The organism is Caballeronia sp. AZ1_KS37, from assembly GCF_023631165.1.
Taxonomy (GTDB): domain Bacteria; phylum Pseudomonadota; class Gammaproteobacteria; order Burkholderiales; family Burkholderiaceae; genus Caballeronia; species Caballeronia zhejiangensis.
Map to the genome: position 1 here is coordinate 157,070 of NZ_JALQDP010000043.1, position 21,501 is coordinate 178,570.

Annotated in this window: 17 protein-coding genes and 1 pseudogene; 7 read left to right on the forward strand and 11 right to left on the reverse strand. The window is 59.4% G+C overall.

All coding sequences use genetic code 11. The features are described 5' to 3' along the window. Positions 1-2 precede the first annotated feature (2 nt). On the forward strand, positions 3-1,001 hold the full coding sequence (locus tag NCS00_RS29840; protein WP_250441825.1) for an SDR family oxidoreductase: 999 nt from the start codon (positions 3-5) through the stop codon (positions 999-1,001). Then, positions 998-2,776: a glycoside hydrolase family 15 protein gene (locus NCS00_RS29845; protein ID WP_250441826.1), complete on the forward strand. Its 1,779-nt coding sequence runs from the start codon at positions 998-1,000 to the stop codon at positions 2,774-2,776. Before NCS00_RS29840 ends, NCS00_RS29845 begins: the two co-directional genes overlap by 4 nt. 685 nt (positions 2,777-3,461) lie before the next feature. Here the strand turns inward: NCS00_RS29845 and NCS00_RS29850 are convergent. After that, complete coding sequence (locus tag NCS00_RS29850; protein ID WP_250441827.1) at positions 3,462-5,204, reverse strand: peptidoglycan D,D-transpeptidase FtsI family protein; 1,743 nt, start codon at positions 5,202-5,204, stop codon at positions 3,462-3,464. An 888-nt stretch (positions 5,205-6,092) separates the two neighbouring features. On the opposite strand from NCS00_RS29850, the gene NCS00_RS29855 reads away from it, so the two are divergent. Further along, on the forward strand, positions 6,093-7,355 hold the full coding sequence (locus NCS00_RS29855) for a putative Na+/H+ antiporter (RefSeq protein ID WP_250441828.1): 1,263 nt from the start codon (positions 6,093-6,095) through the stop codon (positions 7,353-7,355). A gap of 768 nt (positions 7,356-8,123) precedes the next feature. Here NCS00_RS29855 and NCS00_RS29860 read toward each other — a convergent pair. From NCS00_RS29860 to NCS00_RS29900, 9 genes and pseudogenes are all read right to left on the reverse strand, one after another. Continuing rightward, positions 8,124-8,786, reverse strand: coding sequence for a MauE/DoxX family redox-associated membrane protein (locus NCS00_RS29860; RefSeq protein WP_250441829.1), 663 nt, complete (start codon positions 8,784-8,786; stop codon positions 8,124-8,126). 625 nt (positions 8,787-9,411) lie between these two features. Continuing rightward, positions 9,412-9,852, reverse strand: coding sequence for a hypothetical protein (locus NCS00_RS29865; protein WP_250441830.1), 441 nt, complete (start codon positions 9,850-9,852; stop codon positions 9,412-9,414). Between the two features lie 118 nt (positions 9,853-9,970). After that, complete coding sequence (locus NCS00_RS29870; RefSeq protein ID WP_250441831.1) at positions 9,971-10,735, reverse strand: bestrophin-like domain; 765 nt, start codon at positions 10,733-10,735, stop codon at positions 9,971-9,973. 5 nt (positions 10,736-10,740) lie between these two features. Next, on the reverse strand, positions 10,741-11,121 hold the full coding sequence (locus NCS00_RS29875) for a hypothetical protein (protein WP_250441832.1): 381 nt from the start codon (positions 11,119-11,121) through the stop codon (positions 10,741-10,743). A 111-nt stretch (positions 11,122-11,232) separates the two neighbouring features. Then, positions 11,233-12,618, reverse strand: coding sequence for an anaerobic sulfatase maturase (locus NCS00_RS29880; RefSeq protein ID WP_250441833.1), 1,386 nt, complete (start codon positions 12,616-12,618; stop codon positions 11,233-11,235). Continuing rightward, the gene (locus tag NCS00_RS29885) at positions 12,558-13,622 is read right to left on the reverse strand and encodes an HAD family hydrolase (RefSeq protein WP_250441834.1); all 1,065 of its coding nucleotides are present in this window, start codon (positions 13,620-13,622) and stop codon (positions 12,558-12,560) included. Before NCS00_RS29885 ends, NCS00_RS29880 begins: the two co-directional genes overlap by 61 nt. 92 nt (positions 13,623-13,714) lie before the next feature. Beyond that, the gene (locus tag NCS00_RS29890) at positions 13,715-15,475 is read right to left on the reverse strand and encodes an arylsulfatase (protein ID WP_250441835.1); all 1,761 of its coding nucleotides are present in this window, start codon (positions 15,473-15,475) and stop codon (positions 13,715-13,717) included. 588 nt (positions 15,476-16,063) lie between these two features. Beyond that, positions 16,064-16,309, reverse strand: a pseudogene (locus NCS00_RS29895) (VIT1/CCC1 transporter family protein); the annotation flags it as partial. A 39-nt stretch (positions 16,310-16,348) separates the two neighbouring features. After that, positions 16,349-16,924, reverse strand: a complete 576-nt coding sequence (locus NCS00_RS29900) for a cytochrome b (RefSeq protein ID WP_250441836.1) — start codon at positions 16,922-16,924, stop codon at positions 16,349-16,351. Positions 16,925-17,260: 336 nt separating this feature from the next. On the opposite strand from NCS00_RS29900, the gene NCS00_RS29905 reads away from it, so the two are divergent. Next, entirely contained in the window at positions 17,261-18,607 is a 1,347-nt protein-coding gene (locus NCS00_RS29905) for a PQQ-dependent sugar dehydrogenase (RefSeq protein ID WP_250441837.1), read from the forward strand. A gap of 440 nt (positions 18,608-19,047) precedes the next feature. On the opposite strand, the gene NCS00_RS29910 is transcribed toward NCS00_RS29905, so the two are convergent. Further along, on the reverse strand, positions 19,048-19,908 hold the full coding sequence (locus NCS00_RS29910) for an MBL fold metallo-hydrolase (RefSeq protein WP_250441838.1): 861 nt from the start codon (positions 19,906-19,908) through the stop codon (positions 19,048-19,050). Between the two features lie 83 nt (positions 19,909-19,991). On the opposite strand from NCS00_RS29910, the gene NCS00_RS29915 reads away from it, so the two are divergent. The 3 genes from NCS00_RS29915 to NCS00_RS29925 are packed head-to-tail and all read left to right on the forward strand — an operon-like array spanning position 19,992 to position 21,209. Beyond that, positions 19,992-20,318: an ArsR/SmtB family transcription factor gene (locus NCS00_RS29915; RefSeq protein ID WP_250441839.1), complete on the forward strand. Its 327-nt coding sequence runs from the start codon at positions 19,992-19,994 to the stop codon at positions 20,316-20,318. A gap of 11 nt (positions 20,319-20,329) precedes the next feature. Continuing rightward, positions 20,330-20,764, forward strand: a complete 435-nt coding sequence (locus NCS00_RS29920; protein WP_250441840.1) for a YeeE/YedE family protein — start codon at positions 20,330-20,332, stop codon at positions 20,762-20,764. A gap of 13 nt (positions 20,765-20,777) precedes the next feature. After that, complete coding sequence (locus tag NCS00_RS29925; RefSeq protein WP_250442078.1) at positions 20,778-21,209, forward strand: DUF6691 family protein; 432 nt, start codon at positions 20,778-20,780, stop codon at positions 21,207-21,209. Positions 21,210-21,501 lie beyond the last annotated feature (292 nt).

Here is a 21,501-nt window from a genome sequence, read left to right on the forward strand (position 1 = left end):
TTATGGAGAAGGTAGTCGTTGTGACGGGGGCAGGCGCGGGAGTAGGACGAGCCTCGGCCGAAGAGTTCGCCCGTCATGGTTTCGATGTCGCGCTGCTGTCGCGCGACGCCGGGCGGCTCGAACGCGCAGCCAAGGAACTCCGCAACGCCTACGGCGTGCGCGCACTGCCCATTTCAACTGACGTAGCCGATGCAGGCGCGGTCGATGCCGCGGCAACAGAAGCTGAAAAGACACTCGGGCCGATAAGCGTCTGGGTGAACGTCGCGATGGCGACTGCCTTTGCGCCCGTGTCCTTGTTGACCCCCGAAGAAATCGAACGCGCCACCAAAGTCACCTATCTCGGACAGGTGCACGGCATGATGGCCGCACTTTCACGCATGCGTGTGCGCAATCGAGGCACGATCGTGAACGTGGGTTCTGCCCTAGGGTACAGGTCGGTTCCCCTTCAATCGGCCTACTGCGGCGCAAAGTTCGCCATTCGCGGTTTCACCGATTCGTTACGATCTGAAATCATTCACGACCGGCTGAACGTTCATCTGAGCATGGTCGACCTGCCTGCCGTGAACACCCCCCAGTTCGACTGGGCGCTCAACAAAATGGGCAAGCGTGCGCGGCCCGTCGCTCCTATTTTCCAGCCTGAAGTCGCCGCGCGCGCCATTTACTTCGCCGCGACTCACCGTCGGCGCGAGGTCTGGGTGGGCTTCCCGACAGTCAAGGCGATCCTCGCCAACCGTGTCGCGCCTGCGCTCATTGATCGCTATCTTGCGAAAAGCGGTTACAGCGGTCAGTTGACCGCCGAATCATTAGCGCCGGGTTCGCCCAATAATCTCTTCGAACCGGTACCTGGCGACTTCAGCGCACACGGACGCTTCGATGAGCAGGCCAAGCAGCAGAGCTGGGAAATGTTCACGGATCGCCATCGCACGTTGTTCTGGTCGCTTGCTTGCCTTGGCGCCATGGGTTTGGTGAGTCTTTTGCGGCGCTCGGGCTCCTCGAAATGACCCGCCAGATCGAAGACTACGCACTGCTCGGCGACGGAAGCACGGCGGCCCTACTGAGCCGCGACGGCTCGATCGACTGGCTTTGCTGGCCGCGCTTTGATGACGATGCGTGCTTCGCAGCGTTACTTGGCACCCCCGAGAACGGCTCCTGGTCTCTAGCACCGGACGAGGCAGTGGTCCGGCAAGACCGCCGCTACCAGCCTGACACCGTCATCGTCGAAACCGACTTTGAAACGCTTGGCGGCCATGTCCGCATCATCGACTTCATGCCGGTCGGCAACTTCCCCAGTTCGGTAGTACGCATCGTCGTCGGATTGCGAGGGACCGTCACCATGCGTTCTACTTTGCGTCTGCGCTTCGACTATGGGCGCCTCTCGCCTTGGGCGGAGCGGATCGATTGTACGCTACAGGCTAGCATCGGACCTGACCAGGTTGTCTTGCGCACCGATGTGCAACTGTCATTAGCCGACGACATCATCCAAGCTGAATTCGACGTTGCCGCCGGTGCCCGTATCGCTTTCGTCATGAGCTACGGTAGGTCGCATCAGCCACTACCGCGCGCCGTCAATGCAGAGGCCGCGCTTCTCGATACGCAAACTTATTGGCGTGGCTGGATCGGCAAGTTCGATACCGCGCGCACCGATTGGCCTGGCGCCGTGAAACGCTCGCTCCTCACCTTGAAAGCGTTGACTCACCACGGTACCGGCGCGATCGTTGCTGCGCCCACCACATCGCTACCTGAGGCGCCCGCGGGCGAACTCAATTGGGATTACCGGTATAGCTGGCTGCGAGATACAAGCTTCGCCATGGTCGCGCTCCTGAATGCCGGCTTCGATGCAGAGGCATACGCGTGGCGCAGTTGGGTATTGCGCACCATTGCCGGCTCGCCGGAGCACATCCAGGTCCTGTACCGCGTCGATGGTGGGCGGCACGTGCATGAATGGAACCTTGACTGGCTACAGGGCTTCCGTTACGCACGCCCCGTACGCATCGGCAATGCCGCTGCGGGGCAGCACCAGGTGGATGTCCTCGGCGAAGTCATCGACTGCCTCGACGTGGCACGTCGCGCGGGCATGCCGCCATCAAGCCAGGATGATATCGTGCAACGGCGCATTGTCGAGCATCTTGAAACCGTCTGGAACACACCCGGTTCGGGGATCTGGGAGTCGCGCGCCAAACCACGCCACTACACCTACTCTCGGGTGATGGCGTGGGTCGCGTTTGATCGGTTCGTCAGACATCGATCCTCGATCGAAGGCGCGGACGCCCAGCTCATCGCGCGGTTCAGCGCATTGCGTGAGACCATCCACGCGGAGGTTTGCCGTGAGGGATGGAACGACGGACTCGGCGCCTTCACCCAGTTCTATGGAGGTGACGAGTTGGATGCAAGTCTGCTTTTGATGCCGCTCGTCGGCTTCCTACCTGCCGACGATGCTCGCATGGCCTCGACCATCGAAAGGATTCGCTGTGACTTGGATGAGAAGGGTTTGATACGTCGGCACAAGAAGTTTCCGGCCGAACCGAACGAAGGCGCTTTTTTGGCGTGTTCGTGTTGGATGGCCGATTGTCTGCAAATGCAAGGGCACACAGCGGAAGCTAAGATGCAGTTCGAACGCGTACTCTCCGTTGCAAACGATCTTGGCCTACTTTCAGAGCAGTACAACGTCCCGAGCAGGCAACTCGCTGGAAACTTCCCACAAGCCCTCACACACCTCGCTATCGTCAACACCGCGTTAGGACTCTGCGGGCCGACTTTGCAACGAGGCGGCGGCTAAGAGAGAACATCCATCGGTGCAAGCCGCTTTCACATTACCATACGCCCCGAAGCGGTAGGCAAAATCGGTACGTCGAGTCCGACCGGTTGACCATCGCGCATAGCGGCCCGCAACGCAGTCGTTTGCGCTGGCGGTAGGCTTCTGACGAACGCCGCGACGCTACGACGGTTGCTCAACTGGTTCGCTCGACGCACACCATGCGCACACGCGTCTAGTAGGCAGCGCTCAGGAACTCGACGTTCCAACTCCTCACCCAATAGTTCACGGGTTCATTTGGGACCTGAATCAGAATCGCCGCCGGGTCAGCGACACCGTCGTCGGTAACGATACATGCGAGAGTTCCATCCTGAAGCATTTTCACCTGCTGCGCAGCGATGAACGATGGAAGCTTTCGCGCATCGACTGGTCGACTCGCCTCGAAAATGTCGTAGCTAATCGCGGCAGGCGCATCACCGACGATGCGTACCTCTTGCGTCTCACTACAAGTAGCGGCGTGCGCGCACACTGGACCGACAAGACACAGCAACGCAAGCAGCTGGCGCGCGCTCACTCTTGTTTCCTGAAGCTTTCTCGAAAATGGTATATGCATATGCCGTGGCGTAAATCAGGTGGGTCTACTTCATGTTAAGGCGTCGAGCAACCTCCCGGTGAGACCGTCATGTCGCTCGCCGACCAGTGAGTGGCGCTACATCGTCGCGTGGACGCCCGCCTTCTTCCCGGTGGACTTGTCTGGCGCGACATTCAAGAGTTGCATCGCTTGCGTTGCGATCGTGACAAATGGCGGCCCAGCAACGGCGCCGCCGAAATGTGATCCATGCAGTGGCCGGTCAATCGATACCGCAATCACCACTCTTGGCCGCTTAGCAGGCACGATGCCGATGAACGAAGCCCGAAATTGCTGACGGTCGTAGCCCTTTGTCGTCCATTTGTACGCGGTTCCCGTCTTACCGGCGACGGAGTAACCTGGCACGGCGGCCTGCGGCGCAGTACCGTCGGCGGAAACCACATTCTCCATCATCCCAAGCACTTGTCGTGCAACCCGTTCCGAATAGACGCGGCGTCCCACTGGCATCGATAGTCCTGAATCTCGGCGATAGATTGTCGCGGGCACAATCCGCCCGCCATTCGCGAAGCTCGTATAAGCTTGGGCAAGCTGCAGCAGCGACGCGGAAAGTCCGTAACCGTAAGCCATCGTCGCCTGCTCGATCCGGCGCCAGTGGCGATAAGGGCGCACCCTTCCTGCCGCCGCGCCGGGAAGTCCAGCACGAGGCGCATGACCGAGCCCCAGCGCGTGAAAGTTTCCGTACATGTCAGCAGCCGAGAGCAGCAAGGCAATCTTGGTCGTGCCCACGTTACTCGATTTCTCAACGACCCCTGCGGTGGTGAGAGTGCCGAAGTTCTTGTCGTCGTGAATGGTTCGCCCATCGAGTCGAAGTTTCCCACCGTCGGTAGGGACGATTGTGTTAGGCGCAATTCTTCCTCGCTGCAACGCGAGCGCAATAGTCAGCGGCTTCATCACCGAGCCTGGCTCGAAGACGTCCGTCACGGCGCGATTGCGCACTTCCATGCCACTTCGCGCATCGTGCTGATTCGGATCGTAGCTCGGCCAGTTGGCCATGGCGAGAACTTCGCCGGTGTGTGCATCCAGTACGATAGCGGAACCTGATCTCGCATTTGATCGCGTCACCGCGTCGCGCAAAGCGCCGAACGCAGCATACTGCAATGAACGATCAATCGCGAGCGCGAGGTCGCGGCCGTTGCGGGGCGCTTGAACGCTGAGGGTGTCAATCACCTGTCCGCGCGCATTGCGAAGCACCCGTCGATGTCCGTCCGCTCCGCGCAGGCGCTGTTCAGCGAAACGCTCCATCCCTTCCTGCCCGCTTCCATCCTGGCCCGTAAAGCCGGTGATCTGGGCGGCGATCTCGCCTTCCGGGTACGACCGTCGATAGTCATCCTGCGCAAAAAGTCCGGGAAGGCCGAGACGCAGCGCACGTTCGGCGACATCAGGTGGCACTCCCCGCCTCAGATACGCGAATCCGCGATGTGCCGCGTAAATCTGCTCGATCGCAGTCGGCTCTACGTCTATAAGTCGAGCGAGCGCGTCGATCTGCTGTCGCGAAACGCGCTCGTCGGTGCCTGATGCGTCCACGCAGAGCGAACGAGTTGGACTGCTGATGGCAAGCGCCAATCCGTTACGATCAAGGATCCTACCGCGTGAAGCATGCGTTGGCCAGTCGCGCACCTGCCGCAATTCTCCCTGTTGGCGGTAAAACGCATCGTTAATGCCTTGTACCCAAAATGCGCGTGCGATCAGTGCTACGAACAAAACGGCAAAGCCGCCGCTGAGCACGCTCGATCGCCAACGTTCCAGCACATTCGGATCAAGGGTGTGGCTGGACAAGCGCACGAATTTTCTGGAAGTTCTCATAACTTGGACACAAACAATCGCGATCGTCTGTCGATTGATGCTTTGAGAAGAAGAGTTGTTCGCTCCGCGGCGCGCAACGACAAGTACTAGCGATGCAAAAAGCTGACGCCTCACAAGCGGGAAACGCGACGAACACGCGCCATTTGCCTGGGTCCGCGGTGTCGCTACGAACGACGGCATAGATAATTAACTTTCGGTTGTTCTCGTGACATTTGCACAATTTGTCCCGCGACGACTGGCATGAACTACTGGGCCCTCGCCGTGATTCAAACGTGAGTCGAAACTCCAACGGAGTTTGATTGCATTCAACCCATCGCGCGCACCCTCGCGATCTGCGCGTATCAAGCGAAGCTCGCGGGAAGCCACAACGTTACCAAAGTGAACCTAGGGGAAACTTCACGCGAGTTGAGATCGGCTGATAGGCATTGCGAGCACCAGACTCCAGAAGAAGCATATTGTGCCATAAATGCCTAGGGCCGCTTTTTGCATCCGGAGTGACGGGTTCGCAATCCCGAGCTGTCCAGCCACTCACGCGGATCTTAGAGACGCGACGCCTTCTGCCCGCTCAACTCGCCGTTGCTTGCACGTTGATCGCCACGATTGAGGCTGCCGGCGGCGAGGTTGTGCGCGTTAAAGGCGCGGTCAATAGCAGATGCTAGCCGATACCGTATTGGCACGAGCCCGCTTCCTCCACGATCGCCGCTTCAGTGACGTTGTAGCCTGAGGAAGAGATCCCAGCGCGTTGATCGCTCCGTCTTGGGTATCGCTGCTCGTGTTTCACGAACTGCCTCAATGGACTGGCGCCCGTCCGCTTTCCGCGGTGAATGGTTGTTGTAAGATATAAATTCAATGAACTCGCGGGTTCGCTTCCGCACACGCTTTCCACCGATGCCTCATTCCATTGAAATTGCTGCCGCTGTCATTTTCGCACTCGCACTAATCCATACTTTCGCCGTAGCACGAATCGAGACACTTGCCCGGCGCTTTCCTAAGCACTCAGGTCTCTTTCACTTTCTTGCAGAGGTCGAGGTCATCTTTGGCTTTTGGGCGCTTGTGCTGTGTCTTGTCATGTGGGTGGTTGTTGGGGCCAAGGCGACCGTCGGCTACCTAGAGCATCGCGAGTTCACAGAAGCGCTCTTTGTCTTTGTGATCATGGTCATGGCGGCGAGCCGGCCGATCTTGGTGCTTGTCACGAATGCGGTGATCTGGCTGTCTCGCTTCCTTCCGGTGCGCACGGAAGTGGCGATCGTCTGGTTCTCCTTGTCTGCCATCCCCCTTCTCGGTTCCTTCGTAACGGAGCCGGCTGCTATGACGCTCGCTGCGCTCTTGCTACGTGATCGGTTGTTCGTTGCTCAGACGCCGGAGCGCGTCAAATATTTTGGCCTTGCGTTGCTCTTCGTTAATGTTTCGATCGGCGGCGTTATAACTGCATATGCGGCCCCGCCGGTATTAATGGTTGCAAATGCGTGGGGATGGAACACCGCGTTCATGGCGGCGACTTTCGGTTGGAAAGCGGCGGCCGCTGTCCTTCTTAACGCAACTGTCTTCGTTATGCTAACCGGGAAAAGCATACCGAGGCTACAGATCAGCAAAGACGACGGGACTTCGGGACTGAAGCGCGTCCCTGTCGGCGTGACGCTTGTCCATCTAGGATTTCTTGCGCTGGTCGTCGTCAATTCACATCATGCGGTCGTTTTCATCGGAGCCTTTCTCTTTTTCCTTGGATATACCCAGGCTTACGAGCACCATCAATCGCCGCTCATGCTTCGTGAAAGCCTCCTGGTTTCATTCTTCCTCGGCGGCTTGATTGTGCTCGGCGGACTGCAACAATGGTGGCTGGGGCCTGTCGTGGGTTCTATGGATGCGCTGACTCTCTTCTTCGGCGCTACCGGGCTGACCGCGGTGATGGATAATGCCGCCATCACTTATCTGGGGTCACTAATATCTGGTTTGTCTGACAGCGCAAAGTATCTGCTCGTGGCAGGCGCTGTTACTGGAGGCGGATTGACCGTAATTGCTAACGCGCCCAACCCGGCCGGCTTGGCGATACTGGGACATCGGTTCTCTGGAGGCGCGGTAAGCCCCCTGAGATTGCTCGGCGCCGCGCTCGCGCCCACCATCACCGCAGGCGCGGCATTCCTCTTCCTCTAACGACGGGCAATCCGCGGCTGCGGTGCTCGGCAACGGCGGTCTTTCTTTCCGATCCACACCCGCTCTGAGGCTTCAACAGTCCGTCCTCTTGATTTTGATGCCAGCCTTCGCGACGAAGGCTGTGGTTCGCCGGTTGATTCATGCGAAAGGCTCGGGAAAGCCTGAGGTACAAATACATTGGGCCAAGTCCGCGGCATCAGAAGAAAGGCCGGACGCGCAGCAAACAAGCGCAGCTCAACCGCCCGTCCTCAAATTGCGCGATCCACAACACCCGTCGCACAAGTGCCGGCGCACCGCATGCCGCCACGAAGCAAGCATCGGCAGGAAGCGCTCGACCTTCACGACCGCCATGCCATCGGTCTGCGTAGGTGCGGTGAATACGGCAACTTCAATGCCGCTCGTCCGGTAACCGCAACGGCGCTGAAGCGTTCGCATCGGCGTCGGTTGCTTAGATCGCCTGTTGCCAAGATACGATCGCCGCCCGCAGCTCAATGGTGAATTTCGCGATGTCTCGATCAGGCCAGTCTCGGTCGCTGGTATCCAACGTCGATTCTCTCGGGTAAAACGTCGTCATTCGCCTTAGCCGTAAAGATCAGGAGATTTTGTGGTAGCGTTAAAGCTTCCGTTCACGTCGGTCGGCTCGCTCCGCCGCAGAAGGACGGCAACCTGACATCACTTCTCTACCATGCAGCTTGAAAAGAGTCGATAGTCGACGCCGTAACACGCCGCGAGCGACCGAGAACCACCACGGAATCACCGCTCGCCTTGCTACTCAATTAACATCCAGAGGCCCATTCCGATCATCATCAGGTTTTCTGTCAACGACACAAACCCAAGAGGGACGTTGCTACTGCCGCCCACACAAGCGCATTTCAGTTCGCGCTTATCGACATACACCGCTTTGAAAACTGACACTGCACCGATTGACCCGATCAGCAATGCAATCGGTATCGACACCCACTTCAGTGCGCCGGCAATCATCAGCACACCAGCAAGAGCCTCGCCGAAAGGATAAAGGTAGCCATAGCGTACCCACCGCCGAGCAAGCAGATCATAGTTCAGGAACATCGTTGAGAAGCTTTCGATATCTTGCAATTTGAGCATGGCGAGCAGACACATGCTCATCGAGATGAACCATTGGACAGTGCGCATCGTGACCGCCACGCCAAAAGCCGCCCAACTCGCCGCGAACGCCATCAGCGCTGCGATTGTGAATACCGCGATGACCGGTTGATAGTTGGTCGCGTTGGGACTTCTTACTGATCGGCCGAAGTAACGTCGCAGTTCGTCGTAGCCACCAACGCGCTGGCCATCGATATAAGTTTGAGGTGTCGTTTCGACCTGTTGCTCGGCCATGAAAGCGTCGGTTTCTGCCCGTGTGCGCAGCCAATGGTCTTCAACCCTGAATCCTTCTCGACGAAGAAGGTCCATGGACTTGATTCCGTATGGGCAAACGTGCTCGGGCATCACCATACGGTGAATTATCGCTTGCCTAGTACCGGTGTTCGTCCCCATCGCGCGCCCCTAAAAATGCGAGATCGATGCTTCCGTGGAAGCAAACCGCGGTCCAAGGCGAGGATCGACGCGGCATGCCTCACGCATCGATCGGACGATGGCTGTCCGTGTAAGGATCAGCCCTCGATTTCGCGTTCAGTGCCGACAAATGCTGCACCAGGCGATTGCATCGGCATAAAAAGGCATTGGAAGTTCTCGGTTGCATGTCGATCATCCGGCCACCGCATCCAACGGCGAACGATGCCACCTCGAGCTCGGGGTCAGCGCCTTGTTCGTAGCTCGTAAAGTTGTTGTGGAGCGCGTCTTAGAGGCGCCCGCATGTTCAAGCCCAAGCTGCAGTGGTCGATGCCGCGCACGAAGTTGTCGACGCGCTCAGCTGCACGGTCCCGCACCGGCCTGTGCTCAGAGAGAAACTAGAGTGTCCGATCAAAGTCCTCTTCAATCGCCCCGCGCGAGAACAATAGTAACCAATGCTTTGAATAATAGTCCTTATTATGTTTTACCATCTGCTTAAGATGGTCGTTGGAGGAGCGAATGGACTTCAAGCATCGCCTTTTTTAATATCGCCTTGCTCGAAGAGGTAAAGGGTACTAATCAAACGTTCGCGTTCGGATGACTCGAGCGTCATCAGTCGTTCAATCTCCCGCATATACCGGGGCACATCAATAAGCAAAGCATCCCGATACTTCTCGGCCCGATACCGATCGGCGTATTCATCAACACTTCGCAGCGGTCGGCCAATTGACTGATCGTTTGTTGATAGATTCGGTGCATGGAATCGGTTCCGACTAGAGCTGTCTTTGGAGGAATGGACGGCGCTGGGTGAACATCCGCAGACCGCCGCTTTCCTTCCGCCTGCACCCTCTGCTCCGTCGCTGACCGCCTGGATCTCGTCGACCTGCGGCAATTCGACCGAGTGAATTGGGATGAGCGCTGGTACGACTGGCGCGAGGATTGGCGCTACTGGAAAATCGAGCAACACATCGCGCCGCCGACCGGGGTGTTGAGCGACTTGGTCTAGGAACTTGACTGTCCAGGCAGTTGTGCCGTTTGACTTACTATCACGGTTGCGTCTCTCTTCGTTCAAAACAGGCCATTGTTCATGATTCGAGCGACTGCATGAGCCGCGTAAGATCCCGGGGCTCGACGCGGATGAGTCCACCTTTCGGACTGTCGATGTCGGCAATGAGCGCTAGTGAAAGCGCGACCGTCGCCGGAAGAATCGTGATGAGCAGTCCTTTGCGCAGGCTTCCCTTCGCGCCATAGCCTTGCACAACACAGCCGAGCAACGCGATGATGATCATGAGATACCACGCGCCCAGCGGAATATGATTGATGCGCGCTGCCTCCGAGTAGTCTTGCGAGTTCAGGACGTCGTTCATGCCGGCGACGACAAGCGCACCGATTGGTGTCGGCTGCCCGTTGGCCGCCTGCGTCGCGAGTTGCCATAATTCCGCTTCGATATTAGCCGTCTCGCGGACGATCTTCGCGAGTTCCTCGGGCGCACGCGTCCGGTAGTTGGCCAGTCTCAATCTGGTATAGCGGAGCAGCGCAGACTTGATCTTCTCGCCGGTGGCGGCATCAGCGAGATCCGCGCGGGAATACTCAGTGCCGATGGCGTTGGCTTCGCTTTCCTCCAACGTCTTGCGCAGGTCGTAGCGGTTCACCGCCATCGACAGACTGAAACCCACCAGCAGCGCGAGCAGCGTCAGCGTGGACGTTTGGATGATGACGAAGTCTTCGCGGTCCTTCTCTGGCAGCACCGCCAGACGACGCAGCACGAACGCACCGAGCGCCACCGCACCGACGAACAACGCAAGAAGAACTAAAAAAAGCACGGCCGGGTGATCAACGAACACTGTCATTCGATTTACCTGAGATGCAGGTTGAGAAGGAGCGGCTCATTCCGGCCGCGCGTGTAAGGTCCGAAGAACATCGCTTGGAGTTTCCGGCGGCCAATCACCCGCGACAGCTCGGTGATGACGCAATGCATGAAGAGCAACATCACGAGCAACACAGCCCAGAGTCGCGGCCAGTTGGCATCGGCGAAAATCTGCTGATTTGCCGCGCGCAGGCTGGGCGCTTCCTTCGAGGCACCGTCAATCCGCTTGGCAGAGCGGAGCATCGCATCGAAATCGCCGGTCCATGGCTTGGTCGTCAGGCTCAGTTGCCTGGCTGGGACAGACGACGCCGGCGATGTACTCGCAGCGGCCGGCGCGAACGCGGGCTCGACAGGCTGAGCGGCTTGCACGTCAGCGGCCTCGGCAGAAGCACGCAGCGCCGTTGTCCGGATCGAGAATCTGCAAGGAAGCATATCCGGTCTCCCCGTGCGTCATTGTCGCCGCGTGGGCGACATGATCCTTCACGCGCATTGCCTCGCGAGTTGCCTGAGCGCCGGCCCCGCGTGATCGTGGAAACGCCTGATTCCGCGACAAAGGTAATTCAGACCCGGCTCGCCATCAGGGCTGCACACGAAGCGATTCTTCGGGCATTCTCCCCAGCACAGCTTCAGATGCCTGCATTGATGGCAATACGCCGGAAGGCTGTCCCGCTTCGCATAGCCGAAGCTTTGTTGCTTCTGCGAAAACGCCATCTCACCGAGATGCGTCGTGTGGATGTTGCCGAGCGACCACTCCGGATAGACATAGTGATCGCACGCGTAGACTTCGACGTCATGTTCGATCGCGAGCGCCTTGCCGCAAAACTCGGCGGTTACGCAAGTTTGCGCGGGACGCCCCATCGTCTGGACGACGGCTGTTTCGAACAGGTTCACCAGCACGCGGCCGACGTCTCTTTTGTGCCACTCGTCGAAAGTGCGCGACAGGAAGTAACCCCAATCGTCCGGGTCGACCGACCAGTCCGTCACGACCGAATCGGCATTGCCCGGTCTGGCGGCGCTGCTGCCAAGCATGGGCATCGACTCGGCGGACCAGTGCTGGGGCGCGACGCTGTGAAAGTCCTTCGGTTCCACGCACGGGATGAACTGGATGTAGCGCGAATCCAGTTCATTGCGCAGGAAGCGGTAGACGTCGAGCGGCCTTTTGGCGTTGACGCGATTGACGACCGTGAGCGTGTTGAACTTCACGCCGTGCTTCTTCAGACAGCCGATGCCCGCCATGACCTTGTCGAAGGTCGGCTGGCCACGGCGATCCTGGCGAAACGCGTCGTGCAATTCGCGCGGCCCGTCGATACTCACGCCGACGAGGAAATCTTGCTCCTTCAGGAAGGCGCACCATTCGTCGTCCAGCAGCATCGCGTTAGTCTGAAGATCGTTCGAAATGCGACGCCCGGCCGGCGTATGCATCTTCTGAATCTCGACGATGTCGCGAAAGAATTCAACGCCAAGCATCGTCGGTTCGCCGCCCTGCCACGAGAAGATGATCTCATCGCCGTTCTGCGCCTCGATGTATTGGCGGATGTAGCGCTCCAGCATCGACACTTCCATGCGGCGGCCGCGATGCGCATGGAGCAGATGTTCCTTTTGCAGGTAATAGCAGTAAGTGCAGTCGATATTGCACGTCGAGCCGATGGCTTTGGCCATCGTGTGGAATCGGCCTTTCTGCGCGGGCGCGGCGGGTTCGGGCGCGCGCGGGCGCGTCGCGTGAAAGAAGACCGGCTGCTCGCGCGTACTGCCGCTGATCTCATGCCTGTCGACTCCTGCTGATTCCGGATTGCCTGCGGTCCCCGCTAGGGTTTCGGCGCGGGGTACACCGTCTTCCAGTCCTGCTTCATGCTGACGACCACCCATCCGCGCGCGAGCGCCTCGTCCCATGCCTTGTCGAGCCGCGCAAGCGCCGATTGCCGGTCATAGGCGAATTCCCGTTCGGCATCGTCGTGATGCAGCAGCAGCGCCAGCGTTTGGCCGGCTCCGCCCGCGGTGTATTCGAGCATTTCGCGATCGCCGTCGGAGTTGCCGAACGCGAGGATCGGACGCCGTCCGATTGCGCGGAAGATGCCCACCGGCTTGCCCGGACCATCATCGACGAAAGCGAAGCCCGGTTCGCGTATCAACGCGGGCTTGCCGTCGCGCAGGGCGTAGCTGAGCTTTTCTTCCGTGCCCACGATCTGCTCCGGGGCAATGCCATACGCCTGACTCGCCCAGACGCGCATGAATTCGGCCGTGCCGCCCGAAACGATCCAGATTTTGAAGCCGTTCCAACGCAAGAGATCCAGCAACTCGAGTTGCGCCAGGTAGATGAGTTCTGTAAAAGGCCGGTTAAGCGTGGGATGCCGGGCGCCGGAAAGCCAGGTGCTGATCGCGCGGTCGTATTCGTCCGTGGTCATGCCGCTATTTGCGACCGCGAGCAGTTGTATCAGGGCCTTCTTGTTCTGCGCGAGCGCCGCAGCGTCGTGCGCAAGCAGGGCCTTGTAGGCGGGATTATTCTGCCATTCCGGATGCCGCGGCGCAGCGGCCTTCACCTGATCGATCATGAACAGCAGCTGGAACGGCATCGGCTGCTCGCTCCATAGTGTGCCGTCGTTATCGAATACGGCAATGCGTGCTTCCGGCGGCACGTAGCCCGGCGTACCCTCGCGCGTCACGTCGGAAACGAACTTGAGAATCGCCGCGCGCGCAGCGCCGTTCTGCCACGAAGGCAATGTTGCGGAAGATTGCTGCTGCGCGCCGACGCTGGCGGGAGCCGCCTGCTCGTGGTTCGCGCATCCTGTCAGCGCGACGCACGCGCATATGAACAGGCTCGCCAGATTGAGCAGCGCGCGTCGTCTCGGCGCGATGTGTGCTTTCGAACGCATCCGTACCCTCTCGTCTCGGGCCTATCCGCTTCACGCGCCGCGGCCGTTCCCGTCGATCAGGAAACGGGCCGCGTTCATGATCGCGACGCTCATCAGTTTCCGGTCGGCAAGGGAATGCTGAACCCGTTTTTCTCCAGTTCGTCGCGAACGTACTTGAATCGCTCGAACTGGCTCAGTGTGATCGGGCCCGAGTAGGCTTCGCTCTGCGCTTTGCGCGGCGGATATGTTACGTAGGTCTGCATCTCCTCTTTGACTGCCCCGCTCAGGGCCGGCAGCGTCCACGTATGCTCCGTATAGTTGTTCATGAAGATGTCGTAGCGCTCTTGCGGATCCTGATAAAGGTCGAACACTTGCGGCACGGTCGCGACGTAACTTTCGGGCCCCTTCCAGCCGAGGTTCGAATCCACTGCGAGGCCACCCGTTTTCACCCCGGCGTCGCCGCGCAGATTGAACACCGCCTTGAACTGACCGACGCGCACCGCGCCCGGCGTCAGCTCGTTCTCCGTGAAATAGAACCACGCTGTGCGCTTGCTCTTGCCCGTGCCGAACAGTACGGGTGACATGTCGTAGCTGTCGAAGATGATCGGCTTGCCGTCACGATCGTTCTTCGGCAAGTCGACGCCCGCCACGGCGGCGAACGTCGCCATGCAATCGAGACCGCCGAGGATGTCGTAGTTTCGTGAGTGAGGCTTGATCTTGCCGGGCCACCACGCTATGGCGGGCACGCGCGTGCCGCCCTCGCGATCCGTGCCCTTCGTGCCACGGAACGGTGTGTAGCCCGCGTCGGGATAGACGTCCTGCCAGGCGCCGTTATCGGTCGTGAACAAAACGAGCGTGTTCTTGTCGAGACCTTTCTCTCGCAGCTTGTCGAGAATGTGGCCGACCCGCGCATCGAGCTCGACGAGCGAATCCGCGTACTTGGACTTCGCCAGCGATTTGCCGATGTAATCGGGATCAGGCATGTTAGGCTGGTGAACCTTCATGAAGTTCACGTTGATGAAGAACGGCTGCCCGCTCTGCGCGGCCTCGTCGATATCGTCGAGCGCGGCCTTTTCTATGTAGCGATCGACGAACGGAATGCCGACGATCCGTTTGTCCGGTTCGTTCTGGTATTGACCGTTCAGCTTGAAGTCTTCGTGAGCCTTTTCACCAGCCTTCCCGGAGAGCATGCCGGTCGTCACCTTGATGAACATGTCGCGGGTCGGCTGATCCATTTCCGGGAACCACTTAGGATCGGCGTAGGTATAGGCGTTCAGGTGATAGAGACCGACGTATTTCATGTCGTCGTAGCCCTGCGCGTTGGGCAACGCGTAATCCGCTTCGCCAAGGTGCCACTTGCCCGTAAAATACGTCTTGTAGTTGGCGAGCTTCAACACCGAGGCCAAAGTCCACTCGGCGTGCGGAAGCCCTCCGCCTTGCCCTTGAAACGCGACTGTCGTCATGCCGCTTCGGTTCGGGTTGCGGCCGGTCTGAAGCGCTGCACGCCCCGGCGTGCAGCTCGGCTGCCCATAGAAATCGAAGAAGGTCATGCCTTCGTCGGCCATTCTGTCGAGATTGGGTGTGGGAATGCCGCGCCCCTCTCCACCGCCATAGACGCCGAGATCGCCCCAGCCGACATCGTCTCCGACGATCAATATGATGTTTGGCTTCGAGGTCTGTGGTGAGTGGGTCTGAGCCTGGCCGCAGATTGCCACGCTCAACAGGCCGGCCGCCACAAGGGCGAACGGTGCGCGTGTTACGGGCTTCGCCACTGCCGTAAAGCATGCACCAAGGTTCATCTTCTTCCCCCTAGATGTCGACCGACGTACGCACCAAATGAACGTCGCGCGTGCCCTCGCCGCGGCGAAGTACACGCAGAATTGATGCTTGGCAGTTGCAAACCGATATCGTTTCCTCACGCACTTGGCAAGTGCTTTCGCTGCGCATCGTTGATCCTGACGGTCGGTAAGCACATTTTGGCGAGAGGAAGATTGAAAGCTCGGCTTCCCGAAAGAAACATTTCAAAGCTCGACCACTGGCTTGAATGGGCAGCGGGCTAGCCGGTGGCGAATCGGGTCATCGCCCGCTCGAGCTCCAGTTCGTCGGTATTGAACGAACAATCACGACGCGCTGCGCCCTCAGTACGGCACGAATCGAGTCGGCAAGGCGAAAGCTAGAGAGTCATCCGAATGAATCCGCTAGGTTTCAGCGTTGCTGCACCTCAGCGTGTCGGATCCTCTGACAGAGCGGCCACCCCGCCTGATCAGCACCGCCCGCCCCGGTGTGCTGGAGCGGAGCCGAAAGCTAAACTGGGCGAACTGCACAATTTTTTTCCAGGATTGCCTGCCGATTTGTTTGCAAACAGCAAACCATTGATGTTTCGCGACTCTTATATAGGGACATCTCGCAAACCGCGTCGCGTTTAGGTTCTCCGAACCCGACTTTTGCATCGATCAAGACGACTCCGCATTGGGCTCTGCCTGCTCTTCGGCGAGCGCCGCAGGTCCTGTATCCGCTTGCGACGAGACCGATACGTACGCGCCTGTCGCCATCGACATCGCGCCGGCTGCCAATCCGGCCTGGCCGGTCAGCACCAGATGGCCGTGTTCGGCGTGCGCGGACGCGACGCCGATTATCAGACTTGCCGTCGAAATGATGCCGTCGTTCGCGCCAAGGACCGCCGCGCGTCGCCACCCGATCGCCTTGATTCGATGCGGTTTCTTGTGAGCCTTGGGCGTTGGCGGACCCTAGCGATCTCGACCCTGATCACGCGACGGGCCTGCGTGGGGCAGCATCCTTTGCAGCACATGGTCCTTCAGGACAAAGCGGTGGAACAGCGCTGCGACGACATGCAGACAAATCAACGCGAAGAGCACCCATGCGAGGATGCCGTGCACATCCCCCATTGCGTGGCCGAAGGCCGAGCCCGGTTCGCTCAGCGCCGGATAGGACACCACGCCCGGCAAGCGGACCGTCCAGCCTCGTGAGGACGCGTTGATCCAGCCGAGCAGCGGCACCAGCACCAGGGCGGCGTAGAGGAGAACATGCGTTATGCGCGAGACGACGCTGAGTAGCGGTGGCAGTTCATCCGGCGTGGGCCAATGCGTCAATCGCCAGATCACCCGGATTGCAATGACGGCGACGAGCGTCGCGCCCACCCCAAGATGCCACGCGATCAGATCAACCGGCTGCGTGTCTTTGTGAACGTCCGGCATCGTCCAGCCGATCACAAATTGCATTGCGACCAACAGGACGGTTAGCCAGTGCAGTGTGCGTGCGACCGCGTCATATGCCGGACGCTGCGTTTTGTAGACCTTCGCCATTCTTGCTCCTCAAGTTGTCACGACTTGATGAATTGATGGGGATGCGCAGCCTGCGAATCTTGAGTTGATGGCCTGAAAGAAGCACTACGCAAATCCGATAGATGCTAGCGACTTTATCTTAAGGAAAGCTGACGCCGGGGAGGGGCGATTCGGACGCTCGACTCCGCTGCTATTCCCGCACGACCGCCAACGGGGGTCAGCACGACCGAAGCCGGGAGCCCGAGGTTTTCCACTTGAATCACGGAATAGTTTGCGCATTTAACAGGCAACGTCATGGCCGGTTTATTGCTGTTCGTCCCGTGCACCGTCGATTAACGCTCTTCACTCGGAACCTACATGCGCCTGCTAAACCGTCTGGCTATTTCACTGGTTTTTCCGCTGGCCTCTTGTGCGATTGGGCCATCAGCTTCAAGCAACGCCGGCTTCGGCTCGTCGCCCGTCATGCCGGCTCCGGAATCGTCCTTGATTCCGATGGTCAACATCGCGCCTGTTCAGGCGCGCCCCGACGGTTTCACGCCCACTGCTCCCGCAGGCTTTCGCGTCACGGAGTTTGCCGGTGGCCTCGCCCACCCGCGCTGGCTTTACACGCTGCCCAATGGTGACGTGCTGGTCGCGGAAAGCGACGCGCCAAACGAACACGATAAAGGCAGCGGCCTGTTCGGCTGGGTCAGAAAGCAGGTCATGAAGCGCGCCGGCGCCGGTGTGCCGAGCCCCGATCGCATTGTGCTGTTGCGCGATGTGGATGGCAGCGGCGTCGCGAGGACTCAGACCGTGTTTCTGGGTGGCCTCCACTCGCCGTTCGGGATGGCGCTCATCGGCAATCAACTCTATGTTGCCGATACGGACGCTCTGCTGCGTTTCAACTATGTGACGGGCACCACCCAGATAACAAGCCTCGGGGTCAAGGTTGCCGACTTGCCGGCAGGGCCGATCAACCATCACTGGACCAAGAACATCCTGGCCGATCGGTCCGGCAAGCATCTGTACATCACGGTGGGATCGAACAGCAACGCGGGGGAAAATGGAGTCGACGCCGAAGAAGGTCGAGCGCGCATCCTCGTGTTCAACATCGACACCGGTCATGTGCGGCCCTATGCGACTGGATTGCGTAACGCCAACGGACTTGCCTGGCAACCGGACAGCGGCGCGTTGTGGACGGCAGTCAATGAGCGAGACGATCTCGGCAACAATCTTGTCCCCGACTACATGACCGCCGTGAAAGATGGCGCTTTCTATGGCTTTCCCTACAGCTATTACGGCCAGCACATTGACACCCGCGTCAAACCGCAATGCCCCGATCTGGTTGCAAAGGCCATCGTGCCGGACTATGCGCTCGGCAATCATACGGCTTCGCTCGGTCTGGTCTTTTACGACCGGACGCTTTTTCCGCTTCATTATCGTGGAGGTGCATTTGTTGGCCAGCATGGATCATGGAACCGTAAACCGCGTACCGGCTACAAGGTGGTGTTCGTGCCATTTGTCGATGGAAAACCTGCTGGCTTGCCTGAGGATTTCCTGAGCGGCTTTCTGACGGCAAACGGCCACGCGGTGGGCCGACCCGTTGGCGTCGCACTGGACGCGCATGGTGCCTTGCTTGTGGCTGACGACGTCGGCAACGCGGTATGGCGAGTAGCGCCGCGTACCGACGACAGATCAGCTGACGTCGCGCCGACAGGTAAATGACACAGCCCTGGCCGGTTTGATCGGCAACCGGGCGACCGCAAGGTTACCGTGCCGATTAGAACCGCTCCATCAGTCAAAGCAGCACGCCGGTGGCGTCACTTCAAAAGACGGGGACCCGGAACTGGGTCCCGGTGACGCTCTGCAGTAAAGTGCCAGCGTTGTCGTGATTCGGCAGTTTGTGGTGATTGATCGGACATCCGCCTCGCTGCGTGAGCCATCTCTCTGAACGAAGGCTGGTTCCGCACCTCTCCGTCCGGTTGGAGGCACACAATCGACCGAAAGCGGAGCTCCTGTAGAGTTGAGGCATCAGCAGTAGTACTGATTTGAAGAGGTACCGAAAGATCGGTGGCGAGGGGATGCACAATCATGAGGTACTTCCTAAAAGCATTGAAGCACGCGCCGGCCTAGCGTTCTCGACGCCACGCCAGGCAAGCACTGCATCAAACAGCATTGAGCGGGATCTTGAGGTAACGGATTCCGTTTTCTTCCGGCGGAGGAAGGTCGCCCGCCCGGACGTTGACCTGTACCGCCGGCAATATCAGCGTGGGCATCGCCAAGGTCGCATCGCGTGCCTGACGCATCTCCACGAACTGCTCCTCACTCACGCCCTCATGCACATGGATGTTGCCATCGCGCTGCGCACCCACTGTCGTTTCCCATGTGGGTTCGCGCCCCACGGGCGGATAGTCGTGGCACATGAAGAGCCGTGTGTGCGACGGCAGGTCCAGCAGTTTGCGTATGGAGCGATAGAGCTCGTGCGCATCGCCGCCCGGAAAGTCACAACGAGCAGTGCCCACGTCCGGCATGAAGAGCGTATCGCCGACGAATACGGCGTCGCCGATCCGGTAGGCAATGTCAGCTGGCGTGTGACCGGGCACATGCATCGCCTTTCCTGTCAAGCCTCCGATGGCAAACGTTTCGCCATCGGCGAAAAGATGGTCGAACTGCGACCCATCGAGGCGAAACTCAGGCTCCAGGTTGAAAAGCTTCTTGAACACGCCTTGCACTCGGCAGATGTTCTTGCCGATCGCGATGTGGCCACCGACTTCTCGCTTGAGATACGTGGCGGCGGAGAGATGGTCGGCGTGCGCATGGGTCTCCAGAATCCACTCGACACGCAGCCCGCGCTCGCGCACGAAAGCAATCACCTTGTCGGCACTGGCCGTAGACGTGCGGCCCGATTTCGGGTCGTAATCCAGCACTGAGTCAATAATCGCGCACGCTGAATCACCTTCCTCGTAAACCACGTAGGTCACGGTCCAGGTCGCTGAGTCGAAGAACGGGTGAATGATGGGCTTCATGTGGAGCTCCTTGGATGCGCGCATTCTATTCACAAACATTATGTTTTGCAATATACTATGTTCAGATAGATCGTGAACATTTTATGAAACCCTCCAATCCCAATCCGACGCTCGATTTGGCCACGATGCAGGCCGGCGCCGCAAATGCATGCGCCCTGTTGAAGGTTCTCGCCAACCCGGACCGCCTGCTCCTGATGTGCCAGCTTTCCCAAGGAGAGCTGTCCGTCGGCGAAGTGGAGCAACTGCTCGGCATCCGGCAACCCACCCTCTCGCAGCAGTTGGGCGTGTTGCGGGAAAGCGGCCTGGTGAATACGCGCCGCGAGGGCAAAAACATCTTCTATTCGGTGGCCAGTCCGCAAGCCCTCGCGGTGATGGCGGTACTTTATGAACAATTCTGCCCGCAGCAGTAAGGGGATCCATTATGCTGATTGACGTCATCCATTTCACACCCGGCATGTCGCTGGCGGGGGGACTCGTGATCGGCATCGCCGCCGCAGTGCTCGTGCTTTGCAACGGCCGAATCGCGGGAATAAGCGGCATCATCGGCGGCCTGCTGAGCTGGCCGCGCAATGACATTGGCTGGCGGATTGCATTCCTCACCGGTCTGCTAGGCGCGCCCGTCGCAGCAAGCGTCCTCGGCAGGCCCACTCACGTGGACATTGAAGCAGGCTGGGGAGCTATCCTCGCTGCCGGGTTTCTCGTGGGTATTGGCACCCGCTACGCCAGCGGCTGTACCAGCGGTCACGGCGTCTGCGGCCTGTCGCGTGGGTCGGTGCGCTCGCTGGCCGCAACCGCTACCTTCATGTTGGCCGGAATCGTGACTGTTTTCGTGGAACGTCACCTGATCGGAGGCTGATATGACTGCCCTCATGACACGCCTCGCGGCACTACTCGCTGGATTGCTTTTCGGTATTGGGTTGATGGTCTCCGGCATGGCGACTCCCGCCAAGGTGCTGAGTTTCCTCGATCTCGCGGGCCGCTGGGATCCATCGCTTGCCTTTGTGATGGCCGGTGCCATCGCGGTCGGCTCTCTGGCATTTTTTGTCGCGAATCGCCGAAACAGTTCGCTCCTTGGAGCGCCTATGCAACTTCCGGCCGGCACGGCCATCACGTCGAGACTAATCTTCGGCAGCGCTGTTTTCGGTATCGGCTGGGGCTTAGCCGGATTTTGCCCAGGCCCGGCATTGATCGCGCTCGGCGCGGGCTATCCGAAAGCCGTCGGTTTCGTGGCGGCGATGATCGCTGGCATGGTCATCTTCGAACTCGCGGAGCGGGCGAAAGCGACCATGCAACGGGCATGAATACGCACCTCGTCAACCGCCCAGCGTGGAATAACCCATTTGCACGCAACAGCGCTCACGGGGCGAATGAACTGGCAGGTCGGTGTGCCTCTCGCCGCGGGCGCGATGATCGGCATGCTAGGCGGCAGGCTTATCGGGAATCGTTTGCGGTCAACGACATTTTAGTGCCGGCAGACCCATTATTCAGATTGAAGATGCTGTTATACCGCTGCCTCCGTCGATTTTCTTGTTGGCGGTGATTGCCGCTCTGTCGGTTGCCGATGTGCTCGGCCTCGGGCGCGCTACCGCCGAG

Bases quoted from the DNA above. Each gene is read 5' to 3' on its own strand.
- NCS00_RS29915 (WP_250441839.1), top strand. From the start codon at position 19,992: ATGAAACCCTCCAATCCCAATCCGACGCTCGATTTGGCCACGATGCAG.
- NCS00_RS29920 (WP_250441840.1), top strand. From the start codon at position 20,330: ATGCTGATTGACGTCATCCATTTCACACCCGGCATGTCGCTGGCGGGG.
- NCS00_RS29840 (WP_250441825.1), top strand. From the start codon at position 3: ATGGAGAAGGTAGTCGTTGTGACGGGGGCAGGCGCGGGAGTAGGACGA.
- NCS00_RS29870 (WP_250441831.1), bottom strand. From the start codon at position 10,735: ATGACAGTGTTCGTTGATCACCCGGCCGTGCTTTTTTTAGTTCTTCTT.
- NCS00_RS29885 (WP_250441834.1), bottom strand. From the start codon at position 13,622: ATGCGTTCGAAAGCACACATCGCGCCGAGACGACGCGCGCTGCTCAAT.
- NCS00_RS29845 (WP_250441826.1), top strand. From the start codon at position 998: ATGACCCGCCAGATCGAAGACTACGCACTGCTCGGCGACGGAAGCACG.
- NCS00_RS29900 (WP_250441836.1), bottom strand. From the start codon at position 16,924: ATGGCGAAGGTCTACAAAACGCAGCGTCCGGCATATGACGCGGTCGCA.
- NCS00_RS29925 (WP_250442078.1), top strand. From the start codon at position 20,778: ATGACACGCCTCGCGGCACTACTCGCTGGATTGCTTTTCGGTATTGGG.
- NCS00_RS29905 (WP_250441837.1), top strand. From the start codon at position 17,261: ATGCGCCTGCTAAACCGTCTGGCTATTTCACTGGTTTTTCCGCTGGCC.
- NCS00_RS29910 (WP_250441838.1), bottom strand. From the start codon at position 19,908: ATGAAGCCCATCATTCACCCGTTCTTCGACTCAGCGACCTGGACCGTG.
- NCS00_RS29860 (WP_250441829.1), bottom strand. From the start codon at position 8,786: ATGGACCTTCTTCGTCGAGAAGGATTCAGGGTTGAAGACCATTGGCTG.
- NCS00_RS29855 (WP_250441828.1), top strand. From the start codon at position 6,093: ATGCCTCATTCCATTGAAATTGCTGCCGCTGTCATTTTCGCACTCGCA.
- NCS00_RS29850 (WP_250441827.1), bottom strand. From the start codon at position 5,204: ATGAGAACTTCCAGAAAATTCGTGCGCTTGTCCAGCCACACCCTTGAT.
- NCS00_RS29880 (WP_250441833.1), bottom strand. From the start codon at position 12,618: ATGGGTGGTCGTCAGCATGAAGCAGGACTGGAAGACGGTGTACCCCGC.